This window comes from Halorhodospira halophila, from assembly GCF_016653405.1.
Lineage (GTDB): Bacteria > Pseudomonadota > Gammaproteobacteria > Nitrococcales > Halorhodospiraceae > Halorhodospira > Halorhodospira halophila_A.
On sequence record NZ_NHSN01000002.1, the window covers coordinates 16,950 to 41,424 of the forward strand.

A 24,475-nucleotide genomic window follows, 5' to 3' on the forward strand; every position below is an offset into this window, starting at 1 on the left:
ACCGGGCCCGCCCGGAACCGCCCGTCATGCAAATGTCACGCGAACGGCATCGCCACGTCACGGCAGACTGCCAGGCTGCCGTCTAATCTGAATAGATCGACACGAAACGCACTCAAAGGAGATTCGACAATGGCCCGCAAGAGCCCCACGGAGCTTTACCACACCGCGCTGCGCATGTACCGGCACGGCTGGACGATCGAGCAGATCGCCGACGAGCTGGCGATCCACCCGCAATCGCTGCGAACGTGGCTGACGGCCCCGGTGTATCCGGCTGCCCGCCGTAAGCACCCGACTCATGGCTACCCCGCAGAGCCCCGCCAAGTCAAACCCCAGCGGGCAGCACTCTGATCTGACCCGCGCAGGGCGGACGATACGGCTGTCCGCCGCTCACCCCTCTCCTCACAGCACCCCCTGCCCCTAGCGCCGGCATACGCCGCGCGCCGTCTGTGCCCGCGTGCAAACAGCCCGCAACCGCAACGTCTTCCCACCGTTATCCGGCCGTAACCGAACCGCAACAAGCGGCTCCCATACTGCCGCACTGTTCCCACCGCAACTGAACAGGTGCGCCATGAGTCGACCCCAAACCTCCCGGCACGATGCCGCCCGCATCGGCCTTCCCAGCCCGGGCACGCGCAGCGCCGTGCTCGCCCTCATCGCCGGAGGTATCCTGATGACGGCGGGCTGCTCCGGCGACGAGGACGTCCCGACCGGCGCGATCGATGCCGATGACGTGGACGCCGGTCAGGTCGAGCTGCGCGACGACGTGCTCACCGTCTACCTCCACGACCACGGCGATGCCATCGCCGAGCGGTTTACCGACGACACCGGGATCCCGGTCCAGATCGTGGACATGAGCGGCGGCGAGATCCTCGCCCGCATCGAGGCGGAGCGCGCCAACCCGCAGTGGGACGTGGTCTACGTCCAGGGCCACGGCAGCGTGAACCGCCTCTACCAGGAGGGACAGCTCCTCGACGATGGCTGGCAGCCGGACAACGCGGCTCGCTACAACGACCTGGGCCGCCAGATCTACGACCAGGACCCGGATGCGGCGTGGTGGCCGGTCACCGTCAACGCCCCGGCGCTCCTGGTCTACAACCCGAACTGCGCCGACACGGAGCGGGTCGAGGAACTCGGCTGGGATGCCCTGCGCGACCCGGCCTTCGAGGGCAAGGTCGGCATGCCCGACCCGGCCATCTCGGGCCCGGCCTACCCCTACGTGTCCTGGTTCTTCGAGGAGAGCATGGACGACGGCTACGCCTTCTGGGAGGACGTTTTCGACAACGGGGTCCGCATGTACCGCTCCAACAGCCCGGTGGCCGAAGCCCTGGCGGCCGGGGACATCTGCGTCGCCGGCCTTGAGGAGCCGAACACCTACGGCGAGGTGGAGAAGGACGCCGACATCGAGATCGTCTACCCCGCGGAGGGCACCCCCGGGGCCGCCCGCGCCACCGGGATCAGCGCCGACACCACCGTGGCCGATGACGCCCGGGCCTTCATCGAGTGGATGCTCGAGGCGGACACCCAGACCTATCTCACCCAGATCGAGCACCGCAACAAGTACTTCGTGCCGCTGGTCGAAGGCGCCGATCCCAACGAGCTGCTGCCGCCGAACGAGTTTCTCGACCGTGTGACCCCTTACGAGTTCACGGACTACGAGTGGGCCGGCGACGTCGAGAACGAGATCAAGCAGTGGTTCGCCGACCAGTCGGGGTCGTGAGCCGGTGCAGGCAGCTCGACTCTCTCAGGTAGCAACCAGCACCATCGCCCGGCAGGCGGCCCGCAGCGGGGCCGCATTGACCGGGCGGTGGCGCCGCCTTTCCGGCCCGGGGGACCGATCAGTGGCTTGGGCGGTGACGGCCGCCCTGATCGTTTTGGTCGGACTCCCGCTGGCCGCCATGCTGGCCCACCTGGCCTTCCCGCAGCTGTACCTGGGCAGCCTGCAACTCGGCAATTTCGATCTGTTCAGCGACCTGTGGGAACGCAGCCTCTGGCGCAACGCGGTGCGCAACTCGCTGCTGCTCGGCCTTGGGACGATGGTCCTCGGCGCGGCCATTGGCGTCGGACTCGCCTGGATGCGGCACCACTGGCGCTTCCCGGGATCGGGGTTGATCGACTTCTCCGCCTGGTTCGTCCTGGTGATGCCGTCGTTCATCATCGCCCAGGGCTGGGTGCTCTTCGCACGCAGCGGCGGCACCGCCTCGCTGCTCGGCATCCCCTGGGCCGGGGACGTCATCTTCTCGTTGCCGGGGCTGATCCTGGTGATGAGCCTGGCCAACTTCCCGCTGGCCTACCTGGCCTTCAGCGCCGCGCTGCAGTGGGACGTCAGCCGGTACGAGCACGCCGCCCGGCTCTCCGGCGCGCGGCCGTGGACGGTTTTCCGCGCCATCCGGCTACCACTGCTCCTCCCGGCCCTGCTGGCCGCTGGCATCCTCGTCTTCGTGGATACCATCGGTGACTTCGGGCTGCCAGCCGCCTTCATCTCGGTGTTCCGTTTCCCGCTCATTCCCTACGTCATCCGCACCGAGATCCAGACCGTACCCGTGTCTTTTGAGGGGGCCGCCGTGCTGGCCGCGGTCCTGGTCTCGATGGTTGCCGTGGCGATCGCCATCCAGATCCGTGTGCTGCGCGGCGGCGGCCGGGATTTCCTCACCGCGGCGGCAACGCCGCGGCAGCGCCCCAGGCCCCGGTTCTGGCCGCTCCTCTCGGCGATCACCTTCGCGTTCCTCGGCCTGGCGGTCTTCGCCCCGCTGGGAACCAGCCTCTCCGTCTCGTTCATGGAGCGCTACGGGGCCGGCCTGAGCTGGGACAATCTCACCCTGGCCAACTACCAGGCCGTGCTATCCAGCGGCTCGGCCTTGCTGCCGGCGCTCAAGAACAGCTTCGGCATCGCCTTCGCCGCTGCCGCCATCGCCCTGGTCATTGGCTTCCTGGCGGCGTATCTGCTGGCCTACAGCGGGCACCGGCTGCGGCGCTTTATCGATGTGGCCTCGACCGTCACCCTGGCAGTTCCCGGCATTGTTCTGGCCGTAGGCTACATCTTCTGGTGGAACCAGCGCTGGCTGGCCGACATCGGCATCCAGGTCTACGGCAGCGGCTGGGCGATTGCCCTGTGCTCGGCAGCGGCCTCGGTGCCCATCGCCGTGCGGGTTTTGCTCGGCGCCATGTCCCAGACGCCGGGATCGTTCCTGTCGAGCGCCGCACTCCAGGGAGCTGGCCTGTGGACGCGCATCCGCGCCATCCTCCTGCCGCTGACCCTCTCCGGCCTGCTCTCCGCCGGCCTCGCTGTATTCGCCACCAGTGTCTTCGACCTGGCCATCACCACCATGCTACAGCCGCCGGGCTTCCCGACCATCCCGGTGATCATCGACGAGCATTTCCGCACGGTGCAGTACGAATGGGCGACCGCCGCTACGGTCGTGGTCTGCCTGATCACCGCAGCGGTCATCGTCACGGTCCGTTTCAGCGCCCGACGGCTGTTCCGTAGCTACTTCGAAACCACGACGGAGACATCACGATCATGACCACGACGAAACCCGCCAACCGGGCACAGGCCGCCGGCGTGGAGGTGGACGCCGTCAGCCGCCACTTCGACGGGGTCCCGGCGCTGGGACAGGCCTCCCTGAACATCCACCCCGGCGAGGTAATCGCCATCCTCGGCCCTTCCGGTTGCGGGAAGTCCACGCTGCTTCGCCTGATCGCCGGGCTCGACACGCCCAGCGCGGGGGCCATCCGCATCGGCGGCCGGTGCGTATCCCGGCCCGGCGCCGTCGTTCCGCCCGAGCAGCGCCCCGTGAACATGGTCTTCCAGGACTTCGCCCTGTGGCCGCACATGACCGTGGAGCGCATTGTCCGCTTCGGTATGCGTCATCGCGGTGTGCCCAAGGCCGTGTGGGCTTCGCGCACGGCGGAGCTGCTCGGCATGCTCGGCCTGGACGGGATGGCACAGCGCTACCCGCGCCAGCTCTCCGGCGGGCAGCAACAGCGGGTGGCCATCGCACGCGCGCTGGCCACGGACCCGCAGGTGCTTCTGTTCGATGAGCCCCTGTCCAACCTCGATGCCCAGCTGCGGATCCAGATGCGCATCGAGCTCGCCGAGCTGCTGCAGCGGCTCGAGACCACTGCCATTTACGTCACCCACGATATCCACGAGGCGGTCGCCCTAGGGCACCGGCTGGTGGTCATGCGCGGCGGTCAGGTCGAGCAGGTGGGCTCGGCGAAGGAGGTCTTCCAGTCGCCGTCGAACGCCTGGATTGCCGGCCTGGTGGGCTACAACAACCAGCTGCAGGCCGAGATCGTCGGCCACGATGGCGAAGGCCGCCTCAGCGTCCGCAGCGGCGGCACGCACATGACGGTTCGCGGCCATGCCCGGGGCGAGCCCCGCGGCACTGGAGCCACGGTCCGCATCCGTCCGGAAGCCATCCGTCCGCTGCGCGCGGACGAGCCAGCACGCGCCGACGAGCAGCTGGTCACGGCCACCGTGGAGCAGTGCTGTTTCGAGGGTTACCACTGGCGGGTGGTATGCCGCCTCGGCGATGAGCCGCTGACGTTCTTTTCCCGCCATCCGCTGGACGCCGCCGGCCCCGTGCAGCTGGCCATCGATACCGAAGGGACCTGCGCCTACAGCGACGAGCCAACCGCTGCCAACTCCGCCCCGGAAGGCGCCGCAGACTGCCAGCTGCGGACAGCCTGACGCCGGCGGATCACTGTCATCCCCGGCTCACGCAGCCATCACGACCCTGCAACATGGCCCCCGCAGACTCGGGGGCCATGAGCAAAAAGATCTTACCCCCGCCCGCCCCATTGCAACGCGTGAGCATCGTGTCCGAAACCTACGCCCCGGAAGCCAACGGGGTGGCCACGACGCTCTCGCACCTGGTCGCCGGTTTGAGACAGGACACGACCCGGGTTGACCTGATCGTGCCCCACCACCCGGCGCGTCCACGCGGCCAGGAGACCAACCTCTACCCGGTCTGCGGCGTTTCGATACCGGGCTACCGGGAGGTCCGTTGCGGCCTCGTCCGCCCCCGCCTCCTCGAAGAGCTCTGGCGCAGCCAAAGACCGGACGCCGTCTATATCGCCACGGAAGGGCCCCTGGGCTGGTCGGCGCAGCGGGCGGCGGCCCGCCTGCGCCTACCCACCGTCAGCGGCTTCCACACGCGCTTCGATACCTACGCCAGCCACTACGGGCTCGGCCCGCTGAACGGGGCCGTCCAGCGCTACCTGCGCCGATTCCACAATCGAACCGACCGGACACTGGTTCCTGAAACCCGCTTGGCCGAGGCACTGACCGAGCGGGGCTACCGGAACGTCGAGACCCTCGGCCGGGGGGTCGACACCCACCGCTTCCACCCGGACCGGCGCTCGGCCACGTTGCGCGCTGGCTGGGGAGCCGATGACCGTGCCCCGGTTCTGCTCTATGTCGGGCGTCTGGCCGCGGAGAAGAACCTAGGCCTGGCCGTCGAGGCGTTCCGCCATATCCAGCACGTACAGCCGGCGGCAAGACTGGTACTTGTCGGCGACGGCCCGATGCGCGCGGAACTCCAGCGTCAGCACCCGGATCTGATCTTCGCCGGTGTGCGCCGCGGCGCGGACCTCGCCCGCTATTACGCCTCGGCGGATCTGTTCCTCTTCCCCAGCCTGAGCGAGACCTTCGGCAACGTGACGCTCGAGGCACTGGCCAGCGGGGTGCCAGTCATCGCCTTCGACTACGCCGCTGCCCATCGCCACGTCGAGGACGCCGTCAGTGGCCGCCTTGTTGCCCGGGACGACCCCGGCGGCTGGATCGAGGCCGCCGTCGGATCCGCGCTCCTCGCTCCGGAAACCCGCCAGCGCTGGCAAAAGGCCGCCCGCGCCGAGGTTGAATCCCTGAGTTGGCAACACGTCGCTCGGCGTTTCGGCCACATCCTGGCCGAGGCCGTGCGGGGACACGATGGCCTGAACCGAGGAGGGGTCACGCTATGCAGCAAGCCCTGATCCGCTTTCAGCAGTGGGAGCTGCTTCTCTGCCTGGCGCTGCGCCGGGTCCAGCAACGGCAGTTGTCGCGCCGGGTGTTCGTCGCGGCGAGTCGTCTGGGCGACGGTGGGCTCTGGTACGGCCTCATGGCCGGTATCCTCCTGATCGAGGGGATCAACGGAGCGACTGCGGTGCTGCACATGGCCGCAGCGGGCCTGGTCGGCACCCTGCTCTACACGCTCATCAAGCGCGGCACGCGTCGGCTCCGGCCGTATGAGGCAGACCCCTCCCTGACCCCGGGGACACCGGCCCTCGACCGCTACAGCTTCCCCTCCGGGCATACCTTGCATGCGGTCGGATTCACGCTGCTGGCTAGCGCCTACTACCCGGCCCTTGCCGTATGGCTGATCCCGGTCGCCGGGCTCATCGCCGCCTCGCGGGTGGTCCTGGGGCTCCACTACCCGACGGACGTCCTCGCCGGTGCCCTGATCGGCGCCCTGATCGCCCATGGCAGCCTGTGGCTGTTCGTGGTTTAGACTCGGGAGCTACCGCGCCCCCATCCATGGAGGACGCCCATGACCAACACGCGCACCCTGCTCTTCCTCTGCACCGGCAACTCCTGCCGGTCCCAGATGGCCGAAGGTTACGCCCGAACGATGGCGGACGAAAGCTGGCGGGTGCTGTCCGCCGGCATCGAAGCGCACGGCCAAAATCCCCGCGCGATCGCCGTCATGCGCGAGGACGGGGTTGATATAGCCAACCAACATTCGACCGTCTTGACCGAGGATATGCTGAACCAGGCCGATATGCTGGTCACGGTATGCGGACACGCCGACGAGCACTGCCCCGTGGTGCCCGGCCGGGTTGTTAAACACCACTGGCCGCTGCCGGACCCGGCCCGCGCCGAGGGCACCGACGAGGAGATCCTCAATGCCTTCCGTGCCGTTCGGGACGACATCAAGCAGCGTGTCCGCGCGCTCCTCACCGATCCGATCTCCACGACCTAGGAGAATCCACGCGGCAACCGGTCTGGCGGGCACCCGGTCTGTCGGAGTCCCGTAAAGCGCGTTTATATACGGTTGACCGGATATATGGACAAACGTACTCTTGCCGGATAACCGGAGAGATGGGCCGCGTCGATCCGCAGGAGGGCAGGCGATGAAGATCGAACGGATCATGACCCGGGAGCCGACCACGGTCCCCCCGGAAACCCCGGTTCACGAGGTGGCGAATGCGATGCTCGCGCAATGCCTGAACAGCATCGCTGTGGTCGACGCGCAGGGAACCCTGATCGGCATCGTCTCCACCGGCGATCTCACGCACAGGATGGCGGATCTGCGGGTCCCGCAGCGTGAGTCCTGGTGGGTCGAGTCCCTCTACCGCTCCCCCCTGCGCGGCGCCGCTGCCGACGAGCCGGATCGGGTGGAAGGACGCACGGCGCAGCAGGTCATGACCCGCAAGCTAGTGACCGTCACCCCGCAGGATGACACGAGCGTGGCGGCCCGTATGCTCCTCGAGCACCGCATCCATGCAGTGCCAGTCGTCAACCGCGAGGGACGTCTGCTCGGGATGGTCACGCGCTTCGATCTGATGCGCTGCCTGACGCAGCACCCGGAGTGCTGTAACCCCATGAAAGGGGATCTGCCCAGCGACGACTCATCCCCGTGACCCCAACCACCCCAACACCCTCCTGACCCCGAAGACCGGAAGCCATGCTATTAGCCGCCATCGCGATCTTCGTCATCACCATCGCTCTGGTCATCTGGCAGCCCAAGGGGCTGGGCATCGGCTGGAGCGCGACCGCCGGTGCCCTGGTGGCGCTGGTCACCGGCGTGGTCGAGCTAAGCGATGTCCCCGTGGTGGTGGATATCGTCTGGAACGCCACCCTGACCTTCGTGTTCATCATCATCATCTCGCTGCTGCTGGACGAGGCCGGATTCTTCGAATGGGCGGCGTTACACGTGGCGCGCTGGGGCAAGGGCAGCGGCCTGCGCCTCTACGCCTTTATCATCTTCCTGGGCGCAGCAGTGGCGGCGATCTTCGCCAACGACGGCGCTGCACTCATGCTGACCCCGATCGTCCTTGAGATGCTCTTGGCGCTCGGCTTTTCGGCCGGTGCGGCGTTCGCCTTCGTCATCGCGGCGGGGTTCATCGCCGATACCGCCTCGCTGCCGCTGGTCATCTCCAACCTGGTGAACATCGTCTCGGCGGACTTCTTCGATATCGGCTTCAACCAGTATGCGATGGTCATGGTGCCGGTGACGGTGGTCTCGGTGCTCGCCTCACTGGCCGTGCTCACGCTCTTCTTCCGCAAGCAGATCCCGCGGGTCTACTCCGCGGCAGGCCTGCGCGAGCCGCGTCAGGCAATCAAGGATCCGGCCGTGTTCAGGGCCGGCTGGGGCGTACTGGCCCTGCTGCTTCTAGCCTTTCTGGTGATCGAGCCGATGGGCGTGCCCATCTCCGCGATTGTCGGCGCCGGTGCGGCCATCCTGCTGGCCGTTGCCGCCCGGGGCCACGCCATTGCCACTCGACAGGTGCTGAAGAACGCGCCGTGGCAGATCGTGATCTTCTCGGTAGGGATGTACCTGGTCGTCTACGGGCTACGCAACCAGGGGCTGACCGCCGAGATCGCCGGCGCGCTCGATGTCATCGCCGCCCAGGGCGTGGTCGTGGCGACGCTCGGCACCGGCTTCATCGCCGCGTTCCTCGCCTCGGTGATGAACAACATGCCCGGTGTCATGGTGGTGGCACTCTCCATCGATGAGTCCGGCGCCAGCGGGTTGGTCAAGGAAGCCATGATCTACGCCAACGTCATCGGCTCGGACCTGGGGCCGAAGATCACCCCGATCGGCAGTCTGGCCACGCTGCTCTGGCTACACGTACTGGCCCGCAAAGGGGTGCACATCACCTGGGCGAAATACTTCGCCATCGGCATCGTCATCACCCCGCCGGTGCTGTTCGTCACGCTCCTCGCCCTCGCCGGCTGGCTTCAGGTGCTCCACGGCTAGGCCCTCACCGGCGAAAACGGGGCTCAAGCGGCTTTACTGCGCCAACCAAGCCGGGGCTATTCAAGCCGACGCGCCGCGCCCCTGGCCCGCACAGCCGGGCCCGGGGGCGCCAAGCGGGGTACCGGGTGGTTGGTTGCGCGCCGTAGCCCTAATGCCGGTCTCCGGTGGCCTCCTGAGCCATCTGCTCGAAGCTCGTGTGGCGCACGTTCTTGCCGCGGACGAAGTAGACCACGTACTCGCAGATATTGCGGGCGCGATCCCCGATGCGTTCCAGCGAACGAGCTGTCCAGACCACGTCCATGACCCGCGGTACGGTCTCCGGACTGCGCATCATCTGCTCCATCAGACGGTGGACAATCACCTCGTACTGACTGTCCGCCTGGATGTCCTGCTGCGCCACGCGCACGGCCTGCTCGACATCCATGCGGGCGAAGGCATCCAGTGAACCGCGCAGCATCCCCTGCACATGCTCGCCCATCTCGCCGAGTTCCTCGATCGGACCGTTCTGCCGGTCCAGCTCGAGGAAGTGCAGCGCCATCCGCCCGATCCGCTCCGCCTCGTCGCCGATGCGCTCCAGATCCGTGATGGTCTTGATCACCGCCATGACCAGGCGCAGATCCGAGGCGGTGGGCTGTCGGCGGACCAGGATCTGCGTGCAGTCCTCGTCCAGGGCCACCTCCAGGGCGTTGATCTGGTAGTCACTGGTTACCACCTTCTCCGCCAGTTCCGTCCGCGACTCGGCCATCGCCGCCACGGCATCGGCCAGTTGCTGCTCCACCAGGCCGCCCATGCTCAGAACGCGGTCGTGGATCGCCTCTAGCTCGGCGTTGAACCGCTGGGAGATGTGCTCCTGGAAGAAGCTCTTTTCGGTGGGGTTCTCGTCGGTCATCGGCGGTCTCCTCAGCCGTAACGGCCGGTGATGTAATCCTCGGTCTGCTTCTTGCCGGGATTGGTGAAGAGCGTATCGGTATCGTTGTGCTCAATGAGCTCACCGAGGTAGAGGAACGCCGTGAAATCCGACACCCGCGCGGCCTGCTGCATGTTGTGGGTGACGATGGCGATGGTGTAGCGCTCCTTGAGTTCGAACATCAACTCCTCGATCTTGAGCGTAGCCAACGGATCGAGGGCTGATGCCGGTTCGTCGAGCAGCAGCACCTCCGGCTCCACGGCGATGGCCCGGGCAATGACGAGCCGCTGCTGCTGCCCACCGGAGAGGCCGAAGGCGTTCTCGTGGAGCCGGTCCTTGACCTCGTCCCAGAGTGCGGCCCGGCGCAACGACTTCTCGACAACCTCATCGAGGGTACGGCGATTGCGCACGCCCTGAAGACGCAGACCGTAGGCCACATTCTCGTAGATCGACTTCGGGAAGGGGTTCGGCTTCTGGAAGACCATGCCGACCCGGCGGCGCAGCTCGGGCACATCCATGCGCCGGGCGTGGATCTCCTCGCCGTCGAGGGTGATGCGCCCTTCGATCCGGCAGTTGTCGATCAGGTCATTCATCCGGTTGAAACACCGCAGAAGCGTCGACTTCCCGCAACCTGAAGGCCCGATGAAGGCGGTGATCTGGCCTCGGGGGATCTCCAGGTCGACCCCTTTGAGCACCTGCTCCTCCCCGTACCAGAGGCTGAGCTCATGGGTCTGAAGACAGATATCGCTGCCCAACCGTTTTCTCGCCGCCGAGCCATCCCGCTGGCGGTCCTGCAGCGCCTCGCTGCTGAAACCGTGGGTGGGTGCGGACGGGGAATTGGTGGCGTTCATAGCTCCCTCTCTTAATCGCTCTCGGCCTTGTACTTCTCGCGCAGGAAGTTGCGGATCGAGATGGCCGTCAGGTTGAGCACAATGATGACCAGCACCAGGATCAGCGCCGTGGCGTAGACCAGCGGCCGCCCGGCCTCGACGTTGGGGCTCTGGAAGCCGACGTCGAAGATGTGAAAGCCCAGGTGCATGAAACTGCGCTCCAGGTGGATGTACGGGAAACTCCCATCCACCGGCAGCTGCGGGGCCAGCTTGACCACGCCGACAAGCATCAGCGGCGCTACCTCGCCGGCCGCACGGGCCACGGCCAGGATCAGCCCGGTGATCATCGCCGGCGTCGCCAACGGGATCACCACCCGCCAGAGCATCTCCGCCTTAGTCGCCCCCAGGGCCAACGCCCCTTGCCGGATCGACCCGGGGATGCGCGAGAGACCCTCCTCGGTGGAGACGATCACCACCGGCAGGGTCAGCAGCGCCAGGGTCAGCGAGGCCCAGAGCACGCCGCCCTTGCCGAAGGTTGGCGCCGGTAGGCGCTCCTCGAAGAAGAGCTGGTCCACTCCACCCCCGACGAAGTAGACGAAGAAGCCGAGGCCGAAGACGCCGAAGACGATGGACGGGACGCCGGCGAGGTTGTTCACCGAGATGCGGATCATCCGCGTCAGCGGCCCCTGCCGGGCGTACTCACGCAGGTAGATCGCCGCGAGCACGCCGAAGGGTGTGACAAAGACGGCCATGACGATGGTCATCAGCACCGTGCCGAAGATCGCCGGCAGGATGCCGCCCTCGGTGTTGGCCTCCCGCGGATAGCCGCTGACGAAGTCCCAGAAGTCGCCGACGTAGAAGCGGGCCTTGTCCCAGACGCTCATGGCGTTCGGTCGCCATGGCTTGACCACGTCGCCCATGGCGATGACCACCTCTTTACCCGCGGCGGTCTCCATCCCCACGGCGTAGCGTCCGACCTCCTCGAGCAGCTCGTTGCGCCGCTGCTCGAGCTCCGCGTACTCCCCCTCCCAGCGGTCCCGTTCGGCCTCCAGGGCCTCGAGCTGCTCGGTGCGCTCCTCCTCGCTCAGGGTTAGGTCGGCCTCGATTTGGCGCTCGGTCAGGCGGATCTCCTCGATCTCGGCGTTAACCGCGCCGATCTCCACGCGCTCGATGCGCTGGATCTCCTGGATCCGCGAGCGATTCTCCTCGTAGAGCTCCAGGAAACGGTCCCAGGTCGCGTCGCCCTCGTCGCTGACCGTCTCGACCTTCTCCCCGTCGATGCGCACGTCGCGCAGGTAGCCGATGAAATCCCCCCACTGCCGGCGCTCGATGACCACCGCATCCTTGGGGTGACTCCACTCCGACATGTTGACGTCGGCGTACCAAACAAAGTCCCGGCCATCGACGTCCCGGTTGCCGCGCTTGATCCGGTAGCGGGTGATCAGCGCATCGTCGTCGTCCACCTCGAAGCCGCGCTCGCGGGCCGCCGGCGCGGTCAGGGTCTCCGCGGCGTCGACCTCGCCGAGAACCTGCTCGGCGTCACGCCCGGGCTCTTGGTATTCGAAGGCCACGACATTGCTGGGCCAGAAGTGCTGCAGGCCGTTGTAGGCAATATGGCCGATGAGCCCCGCCACCATGACCAGTGATACGGCCACGGCCCCGGCGTTGAGCCAAATCCAGGGTGTTCCCTTGTTGAACCAGTCGCGCATCGTTGCGGCATCCTCCGTATCAGAGCGCGCTGTACTTCTTGCGCAGGCGGTGGCGCACGATCTCCGCCACGGTGTTGACCGCGAAGGTCAGGACGAAGAGCACTAAGGCGGCAAGGAATAGGATCCGGTAGTGGCTGCTCCCCTGCGCGGTCTCCTTCATCTCCACAGCGATGTTGGCCGAGAGCGTGCGCATGCCCTCGAAGAGGTTGAAATTGGTGACTGGCGAGTTGCCGGTGGCCATGACCACGATCATGGTCTCGCCGACGGCCCGGCCGAAGCCGATCATCACCGCCGAAAAGATGCCGGGGCTGGCCGTCAGCAGGACCACGGTGGCCACTGCCTGCCAGGGCGTCGCGCCGAGCGCCAAGGCCCCCTGCGAGAGGTGGCGCGGCACGTTGAACACCGCATCCTCGGAGATGGAGAAGATCGTCGGGATCACCGCGAAGCCCATGGCGATCCCCACAACCAAGGCGTTGCGCTGGTCGTAGTCGATCCCCTGATTGGTGAGCCACTGGCGCATATCACCGCCGAAGAAAGCGAGCTCCATGTAGGGACTGGCGGTGACGCCGAGCCACCCGACCCCGATCACCACCGGGATCAGCAGTGCGGCCTCCCAGCCCGGCGGCACCCGGCTGCGGATGCCCTCGGGGAAGACCCGGGTCCACAGCCAAGCGGCCATCACCATGGCGATAGGCAGGGCGATCAGGATGGAGAAGACTGCCGGGAGATTCCGCTCGAAAAACGGCGCAGCCCAGAGCCCCGCGAGGAAGCCGAGGATGACCGTTGGCAGCGCCTCCATGATCTCGATGGCGGGCTTGGTCATCTGCCGCATGCGTGCGGACATGAAGTAGGCCGAGTAGATCGCCCCGAGGATCGCGATGGGTGTCGCAAAGAGCATGGCGTAGAACGCCGCCTTCAACGTGCCGATGGTCAGCGGTACCAGCGAGAACTTGGGCTCGAACTCGTCGGTAGCGGAAGATGACTGCCAGACGTAGGCGGGCGCATCGCGGCCCTCGTACCAGACCCTCTGCCACAGGGCCTTGAACGAAACCTCCGGGTGCGGGTTGTCGACGTCCAGGTAGTTGAACCGCTCGTTGGCACCGACGGCCATCAGCGCGTTCTGTCGCGGCGCCATCGACAGCGCGGCCACTGAGGGGCCGCCCTCCAGCGCCAGCTGCGTCAACGTGCGCGACGAGGTGGCATAGTGCAGCTGCAGCGTGCCGTCGGCGGCGCCGGTAGCGAAGCCTTTACGGGCGTGCTCCGGTGCGATGCCGGTCACCGCCGCCGGGTGGCCATCGAAGGTACGGATGCGCGTAAGCTGCCGATCCCCCGCCTCGTCCCGGGTCACCATGTATTGTGACACCGATCCGTCGGAGCCACCGGCGATCATCGACGCGGCCCCGAGCAGGAACTGAAGCTGCGTGACCTCGGCATCGTCCCCCTCGATTGCGCGCACTGTGCCGACCAGACGCGGGCGGTTCAGGTTTGAGACATCGAAGTAGTGCAACCGCCCCTTGGCATCGCCAACGAAGAGGTTACGCATGGTGGTGTCGAGGAGGATCCGTGTGACCTCGATTCCCGACTCCGGCCAAGGCAGGTCGTAGACCTCGCGCTCAACGGTCGCCTCACCGGTGATGAAGTCCGTCTCCTCCTCGAAGAGCACCAGGCGCAGGGCCTCCTGCTCGTTGCTGGCACCCACCACGGCGGAGCCACGGCTCCCCCGCTGGACCCCGATGGCGTCGAGCGGATGGCCATCCTCGCCCCAGATCGCCAGGGGTTCGCCCTCGCCCTCCGGATAGGTGATCGACGGGGTGACCTGGCGCTCGCCGTCCGGGTAGCTGACGTCGTAGTCGTGACGGGCGAAGATCGCCGTGCCGTCATCGAGGCCGTAGCCCACCAGCCGATGGCGGGCTTCGGCCGTGTCGAAACTGCGGATCTGTGCCCCGGACGGCTTGTTCAGCTGCCCCTGCTCGATCAGCTCGCCGCTGCGGGGGTCGAAAAAGGCGTAACCGGCCCGGTCGGTGAAGCGCACCCCGACCTCGCGGTAGCGCTCCATGGCGACGTGGACCGTCTCGCCAAGTTCCGGTCCGCCGGGGGCGGCGTAGCTGGCGGCGGGCCGGATCTCCGGCTCGCCAAAGATGGGCATGGTTTCGGAGAAGAGGTAGACGAACATCAGCGCCAGCGCGCCGATGACCCCCACGCCGAAGGTGGCCACGCTGCCACGACTGATCCAGTCCTTGGCCCCGCGCCAGCGGCGCAGGCGGCGCCGACGGGCCGCGTCCGGCAGGCCCCGGGACGGACCCTTGCCACTGCCTCGGCCCGGTTCGGTGAGCCCTGTCGTCTGATCGCTCATGATCTTTGATCGCACCCTGCGAGAAATGAACGCTGACGCAGCCTAAGGGGGGCGGATGACGGTTTCGTGACGAAACGATGAACACCCGCTGAACCCCCTAAACAGAACGGGCCGGCGTAGGGCCGGCCCGCGTAGCGCTCAACGATGGTGCCGGGGCGTATGGGCCCCGGCCAGTGGGTTGCCCCTTACAGACCGAGACGCTCGCGCTCGCGCTCGGCGGCCTGTGCGGGCATGGGGATGAAGCCGTCGCGGCGGACCACGTCCTGGCCTTCCTCGGAGAGGACCAGCTTCAGGAACTCCCGCTCGATGGGCGGCAGTTCGCCGTTGGGGTCCTTGTTCACGTAGACGTAGAGGAACCGCGACAGCGGGTAGTCGCCGCTGACCGCATTCTCGGCGTTGGGCTCGTAGAGGTTGTCCTCGTCGTCGCCCAGGGCGATCGCCTTCACACCGGAGGTCTGGTAGCCGATCCCGGAGTAGCCGATGCCGTTGAGCGACTCGGACACACCCTGGACCACCGAGGCGGAGCCCGGCTGCTCGTTGATGGCGTCCTTAAAGTCGCCGTCGCACAGGGCGTGCTCGCGGAAGAAGCCGTAGGTGCCGGAGACGGCGTTGCGGCTATAGAGCGTGATGTCCCGATTCTGCCAGGGGCCGTCCAGCCCCACGTCGCCCCAGCGCGTGACATCGCTGCCACCACAGCGCTGCGTGGCCGAGAACATCCCGTCCACCTGCTCCATGGTCAGCCCGTCGATCGGATTGTCGCGGTTGACGAAGACCGCGATGGTGTCGATGGCCACCCGCACCTTGGTGGGCTCGTAACCGTGGGCATCCTCAAAGCTCTCGATCTCCGAGGAACGCATATCCCGGCTCATCGGGCCGAAGTTCGCAGTCCCCTCGGTCAGCGCCACCGGCGCCGTCCCCGAGCCGGCCCCCTCGATCTCCACCGAGACGTTGGGGTAAAAATCCTGGAACTCCTCCGCCCATAGCGTCATCAGGTTGTTGAGGGTATCCGAGCCCTGACTGCCCAGGTTGCCGGAAATGCCCGAAACCCGCTCGTAATTCGGCAGGTCGTCATCCACCTCGGCAGCACCCAGCGGCCCGCCGGCCACCAGGGCCATGCTGGCCATGCCCAGGAAACAACCTCTCTTCCACATGATCTCTGCTCCACTCAGCTTGTTCGGGAAGCCTGACTCCAGGCACGAAAGAGTCTGCGCCGCTTCCCTTACCGGCTCGTGAAGGCAGGGTGACGATTCGATGAAACGCCGTCGCGCTCCAAAGTCCGCGCCGGGAAGACCAACGTGAAGGTGGATCCCTGGTCGGGCTCGCTGCGCACGTTCAGCCAACCACCGTGGCGATGCATCACGTGCTTAACGATGGCCAGCCCCAGCCCGGTACCCCCGGTGGCGTTGGAGCGGGCCTTGTCCACCCGATAGAAACGCTCGGTGATCCGCGGCAGGTGCTCGCGCGGGATGCCGATGCCGCTGTCCGCGACCTCGCACCGGGCCGTGTGCGCATCGGCCTGCCAGCGCACGCGGATGGCACCACCGCCCGGTGTGTAGCGCACGGCGTTAGAGACCAGGTTCGCAACCGCGCTGCGCAACTCTCCGTACGATCCGCGCACGAACAGGCCCGGCTCCGCCTCAAGCTCTATCCGATGATTCTGGTCTCCAGAGAGCGTCCGCGCCTCGGCACAGACCTCCTCGAGCAGGGCCTGCATATCCACCGGATCCTCTTCCTCAGCCAGCGACCCGGTCTCCAGTCGGGACAGGGTTAGCAGATCCTGGACCAGTCGCTGCATCCGCGCGGATTGCTCCTGCAGCAGCCGAATCGATCCCGCCCAACCCGGTTGCTCCGGGGCCAGCTCCTCACCCATCTCCTCGGCAACGCCGTAGATCACGGTCAAGGGGGTCTTGAGCTCGTGGGACACATTGGCCACGAAGTCCCGCCGGATCGTCTCAAGCCGCTGCGTGCGGCTGATATCGCGGGCGATGAGCAACCGCTGATTGCGGCCGTAGGGGACCAGACGAAGCTCCAGTGTGATCCGCGGGTCGACCGGCGACGGCATGGTCAGCGGCGCGCTGTGTTTGGTGGCGGTATCCAGGAAGGCCCTGAACTCCGGTTGCCGGAGCAGGTTGCTGATACGCTGCCCCTCGTCGCCCGGCCAGGTCAGGCCGAGGAGCTCGCGTGCCGCATTGTTCCACCAGAGCAGACGATCATCGGCGTAGAGCACCATGGTGGCATCGGGCATCGCCTTGGCGGATTCCCGGTACTCGCGGATGACCCGGCGCAGCCGGTGCCTGCGCTCCCGCTGTCGGCGCTGGCGGCGATGCAGGGCATGGAACACCTCGCCCCAGACCCCGCGGGAGATGGGCGGATCCAGCTTGCGGCCGACCCGCAGCCAGCGCTCCAGCCGCCAGAGTTGATACTGGTTCCACAGGTAACCCAGCGCCAGCAGGATCGCCGCGGCCTCCACCCACCAGCCGGTGGCCAGCCCGGCAATCAACCAGACCGCCAGCGCGGCGAGGAGCGTCAGCAGAAACCCCGGCCAGGGATTGCGTGTCATGGAATCCGCTCTCTCAGCCGCGGATCAGGTCTGTTCCGAGAACCGATAGCCGGCCCCACGGACCGTCTGGACCAGGGCGTCGTGGCCCGTCGCGGCCAGGATCTTGCGCAGTCGGCGGATGTGCACATCCACGGTGCGCTCTTCGACATAGACATTGGTGCCCCAGACCTGATCGAGCAGCTGCGTGCGGGTAAAGACGCGATCGGGATGCGCCATGAAGAATCGCAGCAGCCGGTACTCGGTGGGACCGAGTTCCAGCGACTGGCCGTGTCCGGTGACCCGGTGGCTGACCGGATCCAGGCGCAGGCCGGCCGCCTCCAGGGGGGCATCGGTTGTCGCCGGGGCCGTGCGCCGGAGGACGGCCTTGACCCGGGCAGCCAGCTCGCGCGGCGAGAACGGCTTGGTCACGTAATCATCCACCCCGGAATCGAAGCCCCGCACCTTGTCCTCCTCCTCACCCCGGGCGGTGAGCAGGATGATGGGGATCCCGCGGGTCTGCTCATCCTCCTTGAGTCCCCGCGCCCACTCGACACCGCTGACCTGCGGCAGCATCCAGTCGAGCAGAATCAGATCCGGCGGCCGCTCGCGCAGCTGCTCCGAGGCCTGCATGGCATCAACCACCGGTATGACGTCGAACCCCTGCCGCTCGAGGGAGGTGATCAGCATCTCACGCACCGCCGAGTCGTCCTCAACCACGAGTATCCTTGCTGCCATCAGGCTGTATCCCCTTTTTCGGCATGGCCGTTCATGCCCGCGTCATTAAAAGGCAAGCACATTGCAGGATTGTGACAACGCAAGCTTCACACAAACCCCACACCACCGTCATCGCGACGTAAGAAACACCGCCTAGCGTGTCCTCCGAGTCGGGGCCGTGCTCCCCGGCGACGCTCCAAACCCGAGGAGGACCCTTGATGACAACGAGACGAATCGCGCCGTACCTCTCGACCACCGCCCTGCTGGGCGCGGGCCTGGCCGTGGCCTTCCCCTACGAGGCTCTGGCCAACCCCGAGTTCGACATCCGCGGCCGGCTGCAGATGGACTACCACATGATCGACGAGGACGAGACCGACTTCGTCGACGGCTTCAACAACCGTCGCGCCCGCCTGGGCATGGACGGCAGCATTGACGAGCACTGGGACGGCCGGGTGGAGATCAACGTGGCCGAGGGTGGCGTCAGCGCCGCTGACTTCCGCCTGCGCCGCAGCCTCGGCCCGGGGCGGCTGTGGCTGGGTCAATACAAGGTGCCGCAGGGTCTGAACCAGCTGACCAGCTCCAACAACTACACCTTCATGGAGCGCTCCTCGGTCAGCAACATCATCCCCGACTCGCGGCGCATCGGTATCGCCTATGAGCAGACCGGCGACGAGCTCGGCTTCAAGACCATGTTCTTCGGCCGATCGCTGGGGGACGGCGGTGAGTACGACGGCGATCAGCCCAAGGGCTACGCGGTGCGCGGCGTCTACGCCCCGTTCCTGACCGCCTCCCGCCACAACGAGGCGCCGCGGCTGCACCTGGGCGCCTCGCTGGTCTACGAGGACCAGGACGAGCCGCACGAGCTTGGCTTCAGCGATCGCCCCGAACTGCGCGATGGCGACGGCGGCGGTACCCGCCTGCTTGAGGTTGACGGCGTCTCCGACGTGACCGACACCACCAAGCTCGGCCTGGAGGCGGCCTACATCGCCGGCCCCCTCTCCGCCGAGGCGGAGTACCTCACCGTCTCGATGAACCGCGACAACAGCGACGAGCCCACCTTCAGCGGCTGGCACGTCCAGGGCAGCTACGTGCTCACCGGCGAGAGCCGCACCTACTCCACCGGCGGCTTCGGCGGCGTCACCCCCAGCGGCTCCGGCGGGGCGTGGGAGCTGGCGGCCCGCTACAGCCACATGGACCTGAACGACTCCGGGTTCGAAGGCGGTGAGCAGAACAACGTCACCCTGGGTATCAACTACTACGCCAGCAGCAACCTGCGCTTTATGGGCAACGTCGTCTTCGCCGACGTCAAGGACCGCAGGGAAGACGGCCTCCCGGGACGCGATGTCCTCCCGGACGAGAGTCCGACCCTGGTCGGCTTCCGCGCCCAGTACAACTGGTAGGTGCCACTGCGACGGGAGGTTCCGGAGACCCTGACCGGGCCTCCCGTACATGCCATGGATCCCGGCAGCGCCGGGATCGGGTGCTCCCTCTGGCCACGGCCAGCTTCGGGCGGCGGTCCAGTCGGGCCGCCGCCGCTTTCTCGGTAGCCAACACCATGACCGAATTCGCATTGAAATCGGCGTCGCTCGATGCGGTCATCCAAGGTGGAGGGCTCCGCCCGTTCTTTCAGCCGATCCTGGATACCCGCAGCGGCGATATCTTCGGGTATGAAGCCCTGATCCGTGGCCCGGTCTGCACCGACCTGGCCACGCCCGCCGCCCTATTCCAGGCGGCGGCCGAGCAGGACAGGCTGCTGGAGCTGGACTGGGCGGCACGCCGCGCGTGTATCCAACGGTTCGCGTCGCTGGACCTACCCGGGCTCCTGTTCATCAATGTCATGCCCCAGTCCTTGCTCGACCCGACCTTCCAGCAAGGACTTACGCTGCATTTCCTCCATGAGTACGGCGTATCGCCACATCGGGTCATCATCGAACTCACCGAACAACACCCCATCCACGACTACACGCTGCTCGGCGAGGCTGTCGCTCACTACCGGCGCATGGGCTTCCGCGTGGCGCTGGATGACCTCGGCACCGGCTATTCCGGATTGCGCCACTGGTCGGAGTTGAAACCGGATTTCGTCAAGATCGACCGCCACTTCGTGCAGCAGATCGACCATGACGCGGGCAAGCGCCGTTTCATGGAGTGGCTTCAGGAGGTCGCCGCCGACCTCGACTGCCAGGTCATCGCCGAAGGGGTCGAGACGCAGGGGGAGTATGACTGCCTCTGGGCCCGCAATTGGCGCCTGATGCAGGGGTTCTTTTTCGCCCGTCCAAGCGCCGTACCGCCCCGGAAGCTCGATTGCGCCGCCGGATCGAATCGCCGACACACGAGCCCCCCACGGGGGACCGTCGCCTCGCTCTCCCGACGGTGCGCGACCGTTGCCGCGGAGACTCCGATGGCTGAAGTGGCCCAGCTGCTCCGATGTGCCGAACAGCCGCCGCGGACCATCGCGGTGACCGAGGGGACAGAGCCGGTCGGCCTGATCCGTACCTCCCGATTCCTGTCCCGATTCGCCAACCCCTACGCCCACTCCCTTTACGGCAGACGGCCTGCCCGGGCTTTCGCCGATCCTGAGACACGATTCGTCCAGGAGGACACCTCGCTCGAGGACCTCAGCCGGCAGCTCACCGAATGCAACGAAACCATCGAGGAAGATTTCATTATCGTGGACACAGCCGGCCGATACGCGGGAACCGCTTCCGCAATCGACCTGCTACGCGAGATCACCAACCTACAGTTACGCAATGCCCGGCACGCCAACCCGCTAACGGACCTCCCCGGCAACGTCCCCATCAAAGAGGAGCTTGCGCGCCGCCTGGCCACAGAGAGGGCATTCGTGGTCGTTCACTGCGATATCGATGCCTTCAAGGCGTTCAACGATTACTACGGGTATGCTCAGGGTGATCAACTCATCCAGGCCCTGGCGGACACACTCCGGCAACAACTGCATGAGCGCGACGACTTCCTCGGACACATCGGGGGCGACGACTTTCTCATGATCCTCGGACCGGAGTCCTGGCAAGCGAAGTGCGAATCCGTGCTGGCGCGTTTCGCATGGCTGGCGCCGGAGCATTACGACGCCCATGCCCGCGGCCGTGGCGGTATCGAAAGCATCGATCGACAGCAGCGGCGTCGTTTCTTCCCCATTTGCAGCCTGTCGCTGGCCGTCCTGCCCGTGACGGCGGCGCGCTACAGCCAGCCCCACGAGATCTCCGATACGCTGGCCGAACTCAAGGCTCAGGCAAAGCGTGAGCCCGGCAACTCGATCTTCGTGGAGCGGCGAACAGCCGCCGAGTGAGCCAGGCCTCGAATGAGGAAGGAGACGTAAGCGCGCCCGGTCACAGCCCCTCCCCCTTGAGCAAGGCGCCCGGGTCCCCCCAGCACTACTCGTCCGCCGCAGGCTGCGGCGCCGGCTGATTCTGCACAATGCCGAGCGCCCGCAACCGAGGGGTCTTCTTGCGCTGGTGCTGCTGCATTCGATGGAGGATACCGTCGAGCGTGCGCAGGGCCGTCACGATGTAGGGCCCCTTGTTCAGCATCACGCACTCGGCGCGGCCGGACATCGCCGCATCGGTCAGTTCCGGGCGCGAGGCAATGCCTTTCTTGGCCAGGCTCTCCAGGACCTGCGTGGCCCAGATCACCGGCACGTGGGCAGCCTCGCAGAGCCAGAGCAGTTCCTCCTGAACCTCTGCAAGACGCTCGCCGCCGATCTCCACGGCGAGATCCCCCCTGGCGATCATCACGCCCAGATCGAAGCGCCCCATCCCGCCGAGCAGGATGTCCGGTAGGTTCTGCACGCCGCGTTGGGTCTCGATCTTGGCGATGACACCCAGGTCCACGGCGCCGCGCCGGGCCAGCGCCGCCCCCAGGGCTTCCAGATCCGAGCGGGACTCCGTAAAGGAAAGAGCCACCGTGTCCGCGAGCTCGGCGACGAAATCCAGATCCTGCTCATCCTGCGCGCTCAGCGCCGGCAGACCCAGATCGAGCCCTGGAAAGTTCAGGCCCTTGTCTTCATGCAGCACGGCACCCTGCGGACGGCTCCGCGTAATGCGCAACCGGGCGCCGTGGGCGTCGACACACTCCACCTCGGCACCGATCTTGCCGTCGTCGATCCACACCGCCTGGCCAGGGCCGAGCTGGTCGATCACCTGCGGGTGCGAGCACGCGATGCGCGCGGGCACAACCATCCCCCCGTCCTCGTCCCGCCGCCCGGGGGTTCCCGGCTCGAGCCGACGCAGGAGCACCAGGGTGTCCCCTTCAAAAAGGCGGATTTCCATCTGCGCTTCCGCAAATCCCCCGCACCGGAGGCCGCGAATCACGGTCTGCCACTTACCAGCGCCCCGCCGTTGGAGGGCAAAGCGGGTCCTGGGCGTCACGTAAGCCGTGCTCCCGATATCCGCCCGAAAGCCGCCCGGGATCGCCTCGCGGACCGCCAGCAGGCGACTGGATTTCCGGGCATCCCGAAAGCGCAGACGGTCCCCGACCCTCATACTGGCCAGAGTTTCACTGTCCAGGCAGAGACGGGGGACACCGCCCCGGCCGGTGTCACCGATCTGCTCAGGGTGCACCAGATCGACCTGTGCGCGTCGAACGGTCCGGCCGTAGGCATCCCGCATTGGTTTCAGCCGAACCACTGGAGTTCGCGGGGCAACAGGGCCGGTGCGCACCTTATGGCCAGCCAAGTCCATGTGGACCCGACAGGAACGCCCGGTACGGGCCTCGGCGTCCCGCACATGCCGAGCCATGCGGCGCCACATGGCCGGATCGTCGTGGGCGCAGTTGATTCGCGCCATATCCATCCCGGAAGCGACCAACGAGCGCACCAGATCCGGATCATCGGCGGCGGCGGATGGCAGGGTCACCATGACACGGCTGTCACGGCCTTCCGGCACCGGACCGAGCAGATCGGCTGCATGCGTCGCCAGGCGGAGGTGGGCCTGCTCGAAAGTCGGTCCACCCCGCCTTCGTTGCGTCACCCGCCCGACCCGGGCACCCAGGGCCTCAATGACCTCATTCAAGCCCGCGAGTACATGGGGTTCGTGACGCCCCAGCGACGAAAGCCCGAAGCGGGCCAGGGAGCGCTGCACACTGCGCAGATCGCGGTTGCGCAATGCCAGGTAGTGGGCGAAGTTTTCGGCGCTGGTGGTGACCCCATCCGGGAAGGCGTCCTCGTAGCGACGCAGCCAACGCTCTGCGCCCTCCTCGATGTCCCAGCGCAGCGCCTCCAGGACGTCCAGCAAAGCCTCCGGCTGCCAGACAGAACCGTCGAATCCGGTTTTCTCGTTCATAGCGCCACCGAGGCTAACCCCGCGCGGTGACAGCCGCGTGACAGGCCGGTGACGTCCCGGACATCGTCCCACCGCTGGTGCTGCTCCTGAACCGGTCCCCGGTGCCATCGCTAGCCGCAGCCCGTGTGTCATCCGAACGTCATCGGCATTTCAAAGGCCTGTAAGCGGCATTGCATACGGTGCACCGCGAGTCACGACGGGACCACGGGACGGGCCGTCTTGAGTCCCCTACGGCAACCACCAGGAGTGATCGATGAGACCTACGAGCCAAGCCCTCAGCACCGTGACCGCCGTCGCCCTGCTCAGCGCCGGCATGACGGCCGCCCACGCCGACGTGGCCGAACAGTGTCCGAGCACCCTGCGCCTGGCCGATACCGGCATCGAGGGTGCCGAAGAGCTGCGCCGCGCTTTCGGTCCCTTTGCGGAGCAATTCAGCGAGATCACCGGCGTCAACATGGAGTTCTTCGCCGTCAGCAACCGCACCGCGGCCGCCAACGCCTTGCGCTACGACTCCATTGATCTGGCCCTGGCCGGCCCCTCCGAGTACGTCGTCATGAGCAGTGAAGCAGACATCGATGTCGCCTTCGGCCTTGAGCGCGACGCCTACGGGGCCAAGATTGTCGCCAACGCCAATTTGGGCGCCGAGGACATCGAGGATCTGCGGGGCACGACCCTGGCCTTCGGCGATGTCGGCTCGACGACCAACCACATCACCCAGGGTTGGATGATCGAAGACGCCGGCCTTTCGTTGGATCGTGACCTCGACACCGTCCACGCCGGCGATGCCCGCATCCAGGCTCTGGTCAACGGCGACGTGGACGCCGCCGCTCTCGGCTATCGCGACCTGGATCTGATCCCGGAGTACGACGCGGACTTCGATTACGACGTGGTAGCCGACAGCGGCACCATGCCCAGGGACCCGATGGTCGCCCGCGCCGAGCTCGGTGAAGGTTGCATCGCCGCTATTCGGGATACCGTCCAGGAGCACGAGGAGGAGCTCTTCTCGGCCTTCGTCGAGCCGGGCAAGGATGAGGGCTTCAACGAGGCCCAGGAGCGGGCGAAGTACCTCGGCGCCCGGTTCGTCTACGACATCTCGGACGACGAATACGACATGGTCCGGGAGGCGTACGACTACCTCGGATTCGACCTTTAACCCCTTGCCATCAGCGGGA

Annotated in this window: 19 protein-coding genes and 1 pseudogene; 12 read left to right on the forward strand and 8 right to left on the reverse strand. The window is 66.7% G+C overall.

Features of this window, described 5'->3' with window-relative positions:
• Positions 1-129 precede the first annotated feature (129 nt).
• The 9 genes from CCR79_RS00745 to CCR79_RS00785 all read left to right on the forward strand — a co-directional run bounded on the left by CCR79_RS00745 (position 130) and on the right by CCR79_RS00785 (position 8,960).
• The gene (locus CCR79_RS00745; protein WP_201167496.1) at positions 130-348 is read left to right on the forward strand and encodes a helix-turn-helix domain-containing protein; all 219 of its coding nucleotides are present in this window, start codon (positions 130-132) and stop codon (positions 346-348) included.
• Positions 349-568: 220 nt separating this feature from the next.
• On the forward strand, positions 569-1,717 hold the full coding sequence (locus tag CCR79_RS00750) for an ABC transporter substrate-binding protein (protein WP_242510762.1): 1,149 nt from the start codon (positions 569-571) through the stop codon (positions 1,715-1,717).
• A 121-nt stretch (positions 1,718-1,838) separates the two neighbouring features.
• Positions 1,839-3,521 (forward strand): ABC transporter permease, encoded by a 1,683-nt coding sequence (locus tag CCR79_RS00755; protein ID WP_345941475.1) that lies wholly within the window; start codon positions 1,839-1,841, stop codon positions 3,519-3,521.
• The gene (locus tag CCR79_RS00760) at positions 3,518-4,690 is read left to right on the forward strand and encodes an ABC transporter ATP-binding protein (protein WP_201167498.1); all 1,173 of its coding nucleotides are present in this window, start codon (positions 3,518-3,520) and stop codon (positions 4,688-4,690) included. The genes CCR79_RS00755 and CCR79_RS00760 overlap by 4 nt, the downstream gene beginning before the upstream one ends.
• A 77-nt stretch (positions 4,691-4,767) precedes the next feature.
• On the forward strand, positions 4,768-5,973 hold the full coding sequence (locus CCR79_RS00765; RefSeq protein ID WP_242510763.1) for a glycosyltransferase family 4 protein: 1,206 nt from the start codon (positions 4,768-4,770) through the stop codon (positions 5,971-5,973).
• Positions 5,958-6,488: a phosphatase PAP2 family protein gene (locus CCR79_RS00770; RefSeq protein WP_201167505.1), complete on the forward strand. Its 531-nt coding sequence runs from the start codon at positions 5,958-5,960 to the stop codon at positions 6,486-6,488. Before CCR79_RS00765 ends, CCR79_RS00770 begins: the two co-directional genes overlap by 16 nt.
• 39 nt (positions 6,489-6,527) lie before the next feature.
• On the forward strand, positions 6,528-6,959 hold the full coding sequence (arsC, locus tag CCR79_RS00775; protein WP_201167508.1) for an arsenate reductase (thioredoxin): 432 nt from the start codon (positions 6,528-6,530) through the stop codon (positions 6,957-6,959).
• A gap of 151 nt (positions 6,960-7,110) precedes the next feature.
• Entirely contained in the window at positions 7,111-7,620 is a 510-nt protein-coding gene (locus CCR79_RS00780) for a CBS domain-containing protein (protein WP_201167511.1), read from the forward strand.
• Between the two features lie 44 nt (positions 7,621-7,664).
• Positions 7,665-8,960: an arsenic transporter gene (locus tag CCR79_RS00785; protein ID WP_201167514.1), complete on the forward strand. Its 1,296-nt coding sequence runs from the start codon at positions 7,665-7,667 to the stop codon at positions 8,958-8,960.
• Positions 8,961-9,108: 148 nt separating this feature from the next.
• Here CCR79_RS00785 and phoU read toward each other — a convergent pair whose 3' ends face one another.
• The 7 genes and pseudogenes from phoU to phoB form a co-directional block, all read right to left on the reverse strand.
• Positions 9,109-9,849 (reverse strand): phosphate signaling complex protein PhoU, encoded by a 741-nt coding sequence (phoU, locus tag CCR79_RS00790; RefSeq protein ID WP_201167517.1) that lies wholly within the window; start codon positions 9,847-9,849, stop codon positions 9,109-9,111.
• Positions 9,850-9,860: 11 nt separating this feature from the next.
• Positions 9,861-10,613, reverse strand: a pseudogene (pstB, locus tag CCR79_RS00795) (phosphate ABC transporter ATP-binding protein PstB); the annotation flags it as partial.
• 116 nt (positions 10,614-10,729) lie between these two features.
• Positions 10,730-12,406, reverse strand: a complete 1,677-nt coding sequence (gene pstA, locus CCR79_RS00800; RefSeq protein ID WP_201167522.1) for a phosphate ABC transporter permease PstA — start codon at positions 12,404-12,406, stop codon at positions 10,730-10,732.
• A 19-nt stretch (positions 12,407-12,425) separates the two neighbouring features.
• Positions 12,426-14,759 carry an ABC transporter permease subunit gene (locus CCR79_RS00805; RefSeq protein WP_242510764.1) on the reverse strand — a complete coding sequence of 778 codons (2,334 nt, stop codon included), beginning with the start codon at positions 14,757-14,759 and terminating at the stop codon, positions 12,426-12,428.
• A 185-nt stretch (positions 14,760-14,944) separates the two neighbouring features.
• A complete protein-coding gene (locus CCR79_RS00810; RefSeq protein ID WP_201167534.1) occupies positions 14,945-15,910 on the reverse strand; it encodes a PstS family phosphate ABC transporter substrate-binding protein in 966 nt (321 codons plus the stop codon).
• 68 nt (positions 15,911-15,978) lie between these two features.
• A complete protein-coding gene (phoR, locus tag CCR79_RS00815; protein ID WP_201167536.1) occupies positions 15,979-17,319 on the reverse strand; it encodes a phosphate regulon sensor histidine kinase PhoR in 1,341 nt (446 codons plus the stop codon).
• A 24-nt stretch (positions 17,320-17,343) separates the two neighbouring features.
• A complete protein-coding gene (phoB, locus tag CCR79_RS00820) occupies positions 17,344-18,033 on the reverse strand; it encodes a phosphate regulon transcriptional regulator PhoB (protein ID WP_201167546.1) in 690 nt (229 codons plus the stop codon).
• Positions 18,034-18,230: 197 nt separating this feature from the next.
• Here phoB and CCR79_RS00825 point away from each other — a divergent pair, with 197 nt between their 5' ends.
• Entirely contained in the window at positions 18,231-19,412 is a 1,182-nt protein-coding gene (locus tag CCR79_RS00825) for an OprO/OprP family phosphate-selective porin (protein ID WP_201167548.1), read from the forward strand.
• Positions 19,413-19,567: 155 nt separating this feature from the next.
• On the forward strand, positions 19,568-21,313 hold the full coding sequence (locus CCR79_RS00830; RefSeq protein WP_201167550.1) for a bifunctional diguanylate cyclase/phosphodiesterase: 1,746 nt from the start codon (positions 19,568-19,570) through the stop codon (positions 21,311-21,313).
• Between the two features lie 85 nt (positions 21,314-21,398).
• Here the strand turns inward: CCR79_RS00830 and CCR79_RS00835 are convergent, their stop codons facing one another.
• The gene (locus tag CCR79_RS00835) at positions 21,399-23,303 is read right to left on the reverse strand and encodes a pyruvate kinase (protein ID WP_201167554.1); all 1,905 of its coding nucleotides are present in this window, start codon (positions 23,301-23,303) and stop codon (positions 21,399-21,401) included.
• 253 nt (positions 23,304-23,556) lie between these two features.
• Between CCR79_RS00835 and CCR79_RS00840 the strand changes: the two genes are divergently transcribed.
• A complete protein-coding gene (locus tag CCR79_RS00840) occupies positions 23,557-24,456 on the forward strand; it encodes a PhnD/SsuA/transferrin family substrate-binding protein (RefSeq protein ID WP_201167557.1) in 900 nt (299 codons plus the stop codon).
• Positions 24,457-24,475 lie beyond the last annotated feature (19 nt).

What these genes read in the sequence shown, in the direction of transcription:
- CCR79_RS00745 (WP_201167496.1), top strand. Translation starts at nt 130, where the DNA reads ATGGCCCGCAAGAGCCCCACGGAGCTTTACCACACCGCGCTGCGCATG.
- CCR79_RS00750 (WP_242510762.1), top strand. Translation starts at nt 569, where the DNA reads ATGAGTCGACCCCAAACCTCCCGGCACGATGCCGCCCGCATCGGCCTT.
- CCR79_RS00760 (WP_201167498.1), top strand. Translation starts at nt 3,518, where the DNA reads ATGACCACGACGAAACCCGCCAACCGGGCACAGGCCGCCGGCGTGGAG.
- CCR79_RS00765 (WP_242510763.1), top strand. Translation starts at nt 4,768, where the DNA reads ATGAGCAAAAAGATCTTACCCCCGCCCGCCCCATTGCAACGCGTGAGC.
- CCR79_RS00770 (WP_201167505.1), top strand. Translation starts at nt 5,958, where the DNA reads ATGCAGCAAGCCCTGATCCGCTTTCAGCAGTGGGAGCTGCTTCTCTGC.
- arsC (WP_201167508.1), top strand. Translation starts at nt 6,528, where the DNA reads ATGACCAACACGCGCACCCTGCTCTTCCTCTGCACCGGCAACTCCTGC.
- CCR79_RS00780 (WP_201167511.1), top strand. Translation starts at nt 7,111, where the DNA reads ATGAAGATCGAACGGATCATGACCCGGGAGCCGACCACGGTCCCCCCG.
- CCR79_RS00785 (WP_201167514.1), top strand. Translation starts at nt 7,665, where the DNA reads ATGCTATTAGCCGCCATCGCGATCTTCGTCATCACCATCGCTCTGGTC.
- phoU (WP_201167517.1), bottom strand. Translation starts at nt 9,849, where the DNA reads ATGACCGACGAGAACCCCACCGAAAAGAGCTTCTTCCAGGAGCACATC.
- pstA (WP_201167522.1), bottom strand. Translation starts at nt 12,406, where the DNA reads ATGCGCGACTGGTTCAACAAGGGAACACCCTGGATTTGGCTCAACGCC.
- CCR79_RS00805 (WP_242510764.1), bottom strand. Translation starts at nt 14,759, where the DNA reads ATGAGCGATCAGACGACAGGGCTCACCGAACCGGGCCGAGGCAGTGGC.
- CCR79_RS00810 (WP_201167534.1), bottom strand. Translation starts at nt 15,910, where the DNA reads ATGTGGAAGAGAGGTTGTTTCCTGGGCATGGCCAGCATGGCCCTGGTG.
- phoR (WP_201167536.1), bottom strand. Translation starts at nt 17,319, where the DNA reads ATGACACGCAATCCCTGGCCGGGGTTTCTGCTGACGCTCCTCGCCGCG.
- phoB (WP_201167546.1), bottom strand. Translation starts at nt 18,033, where the DNA reads ATGGCAGCAAGGATACTCGTGGTTGAGGACGACTCGGCGGTGCGTGAG.
- CCR79_RS00825 (WP_201167548.1), top strand. Translation starts at nt 18,231, where the DNA reads ATGACAACGAGACGAATCGCGCCGTACCTCTCGACCACCGCCCTGCTG.
- CCR79_RS00830 (WP_201167550.1), top strand. Translation starts at nt 19,568, where the DNA reads ATGACCGAATTCGCATTGAAATCGGCGTCGCTCGATGCGGTCATCCAA.
- CCR79_RS00835 (WP_201167554.1), bottom strand. Translation starts at nt 23,303, where the DNA reads ATGAACGAGAAAACCGGATTCGACGGTTCTGTCTGGCAGCCGGAGGCT.
- CCR79_RS00840 (WP_201167557.1), top strand. Translation starts at nt 23,557, where the DNA reads ATGAGACCTACGAGCCAAGCCCTCAGCACCGTGACCGCCGTCGCCCTG.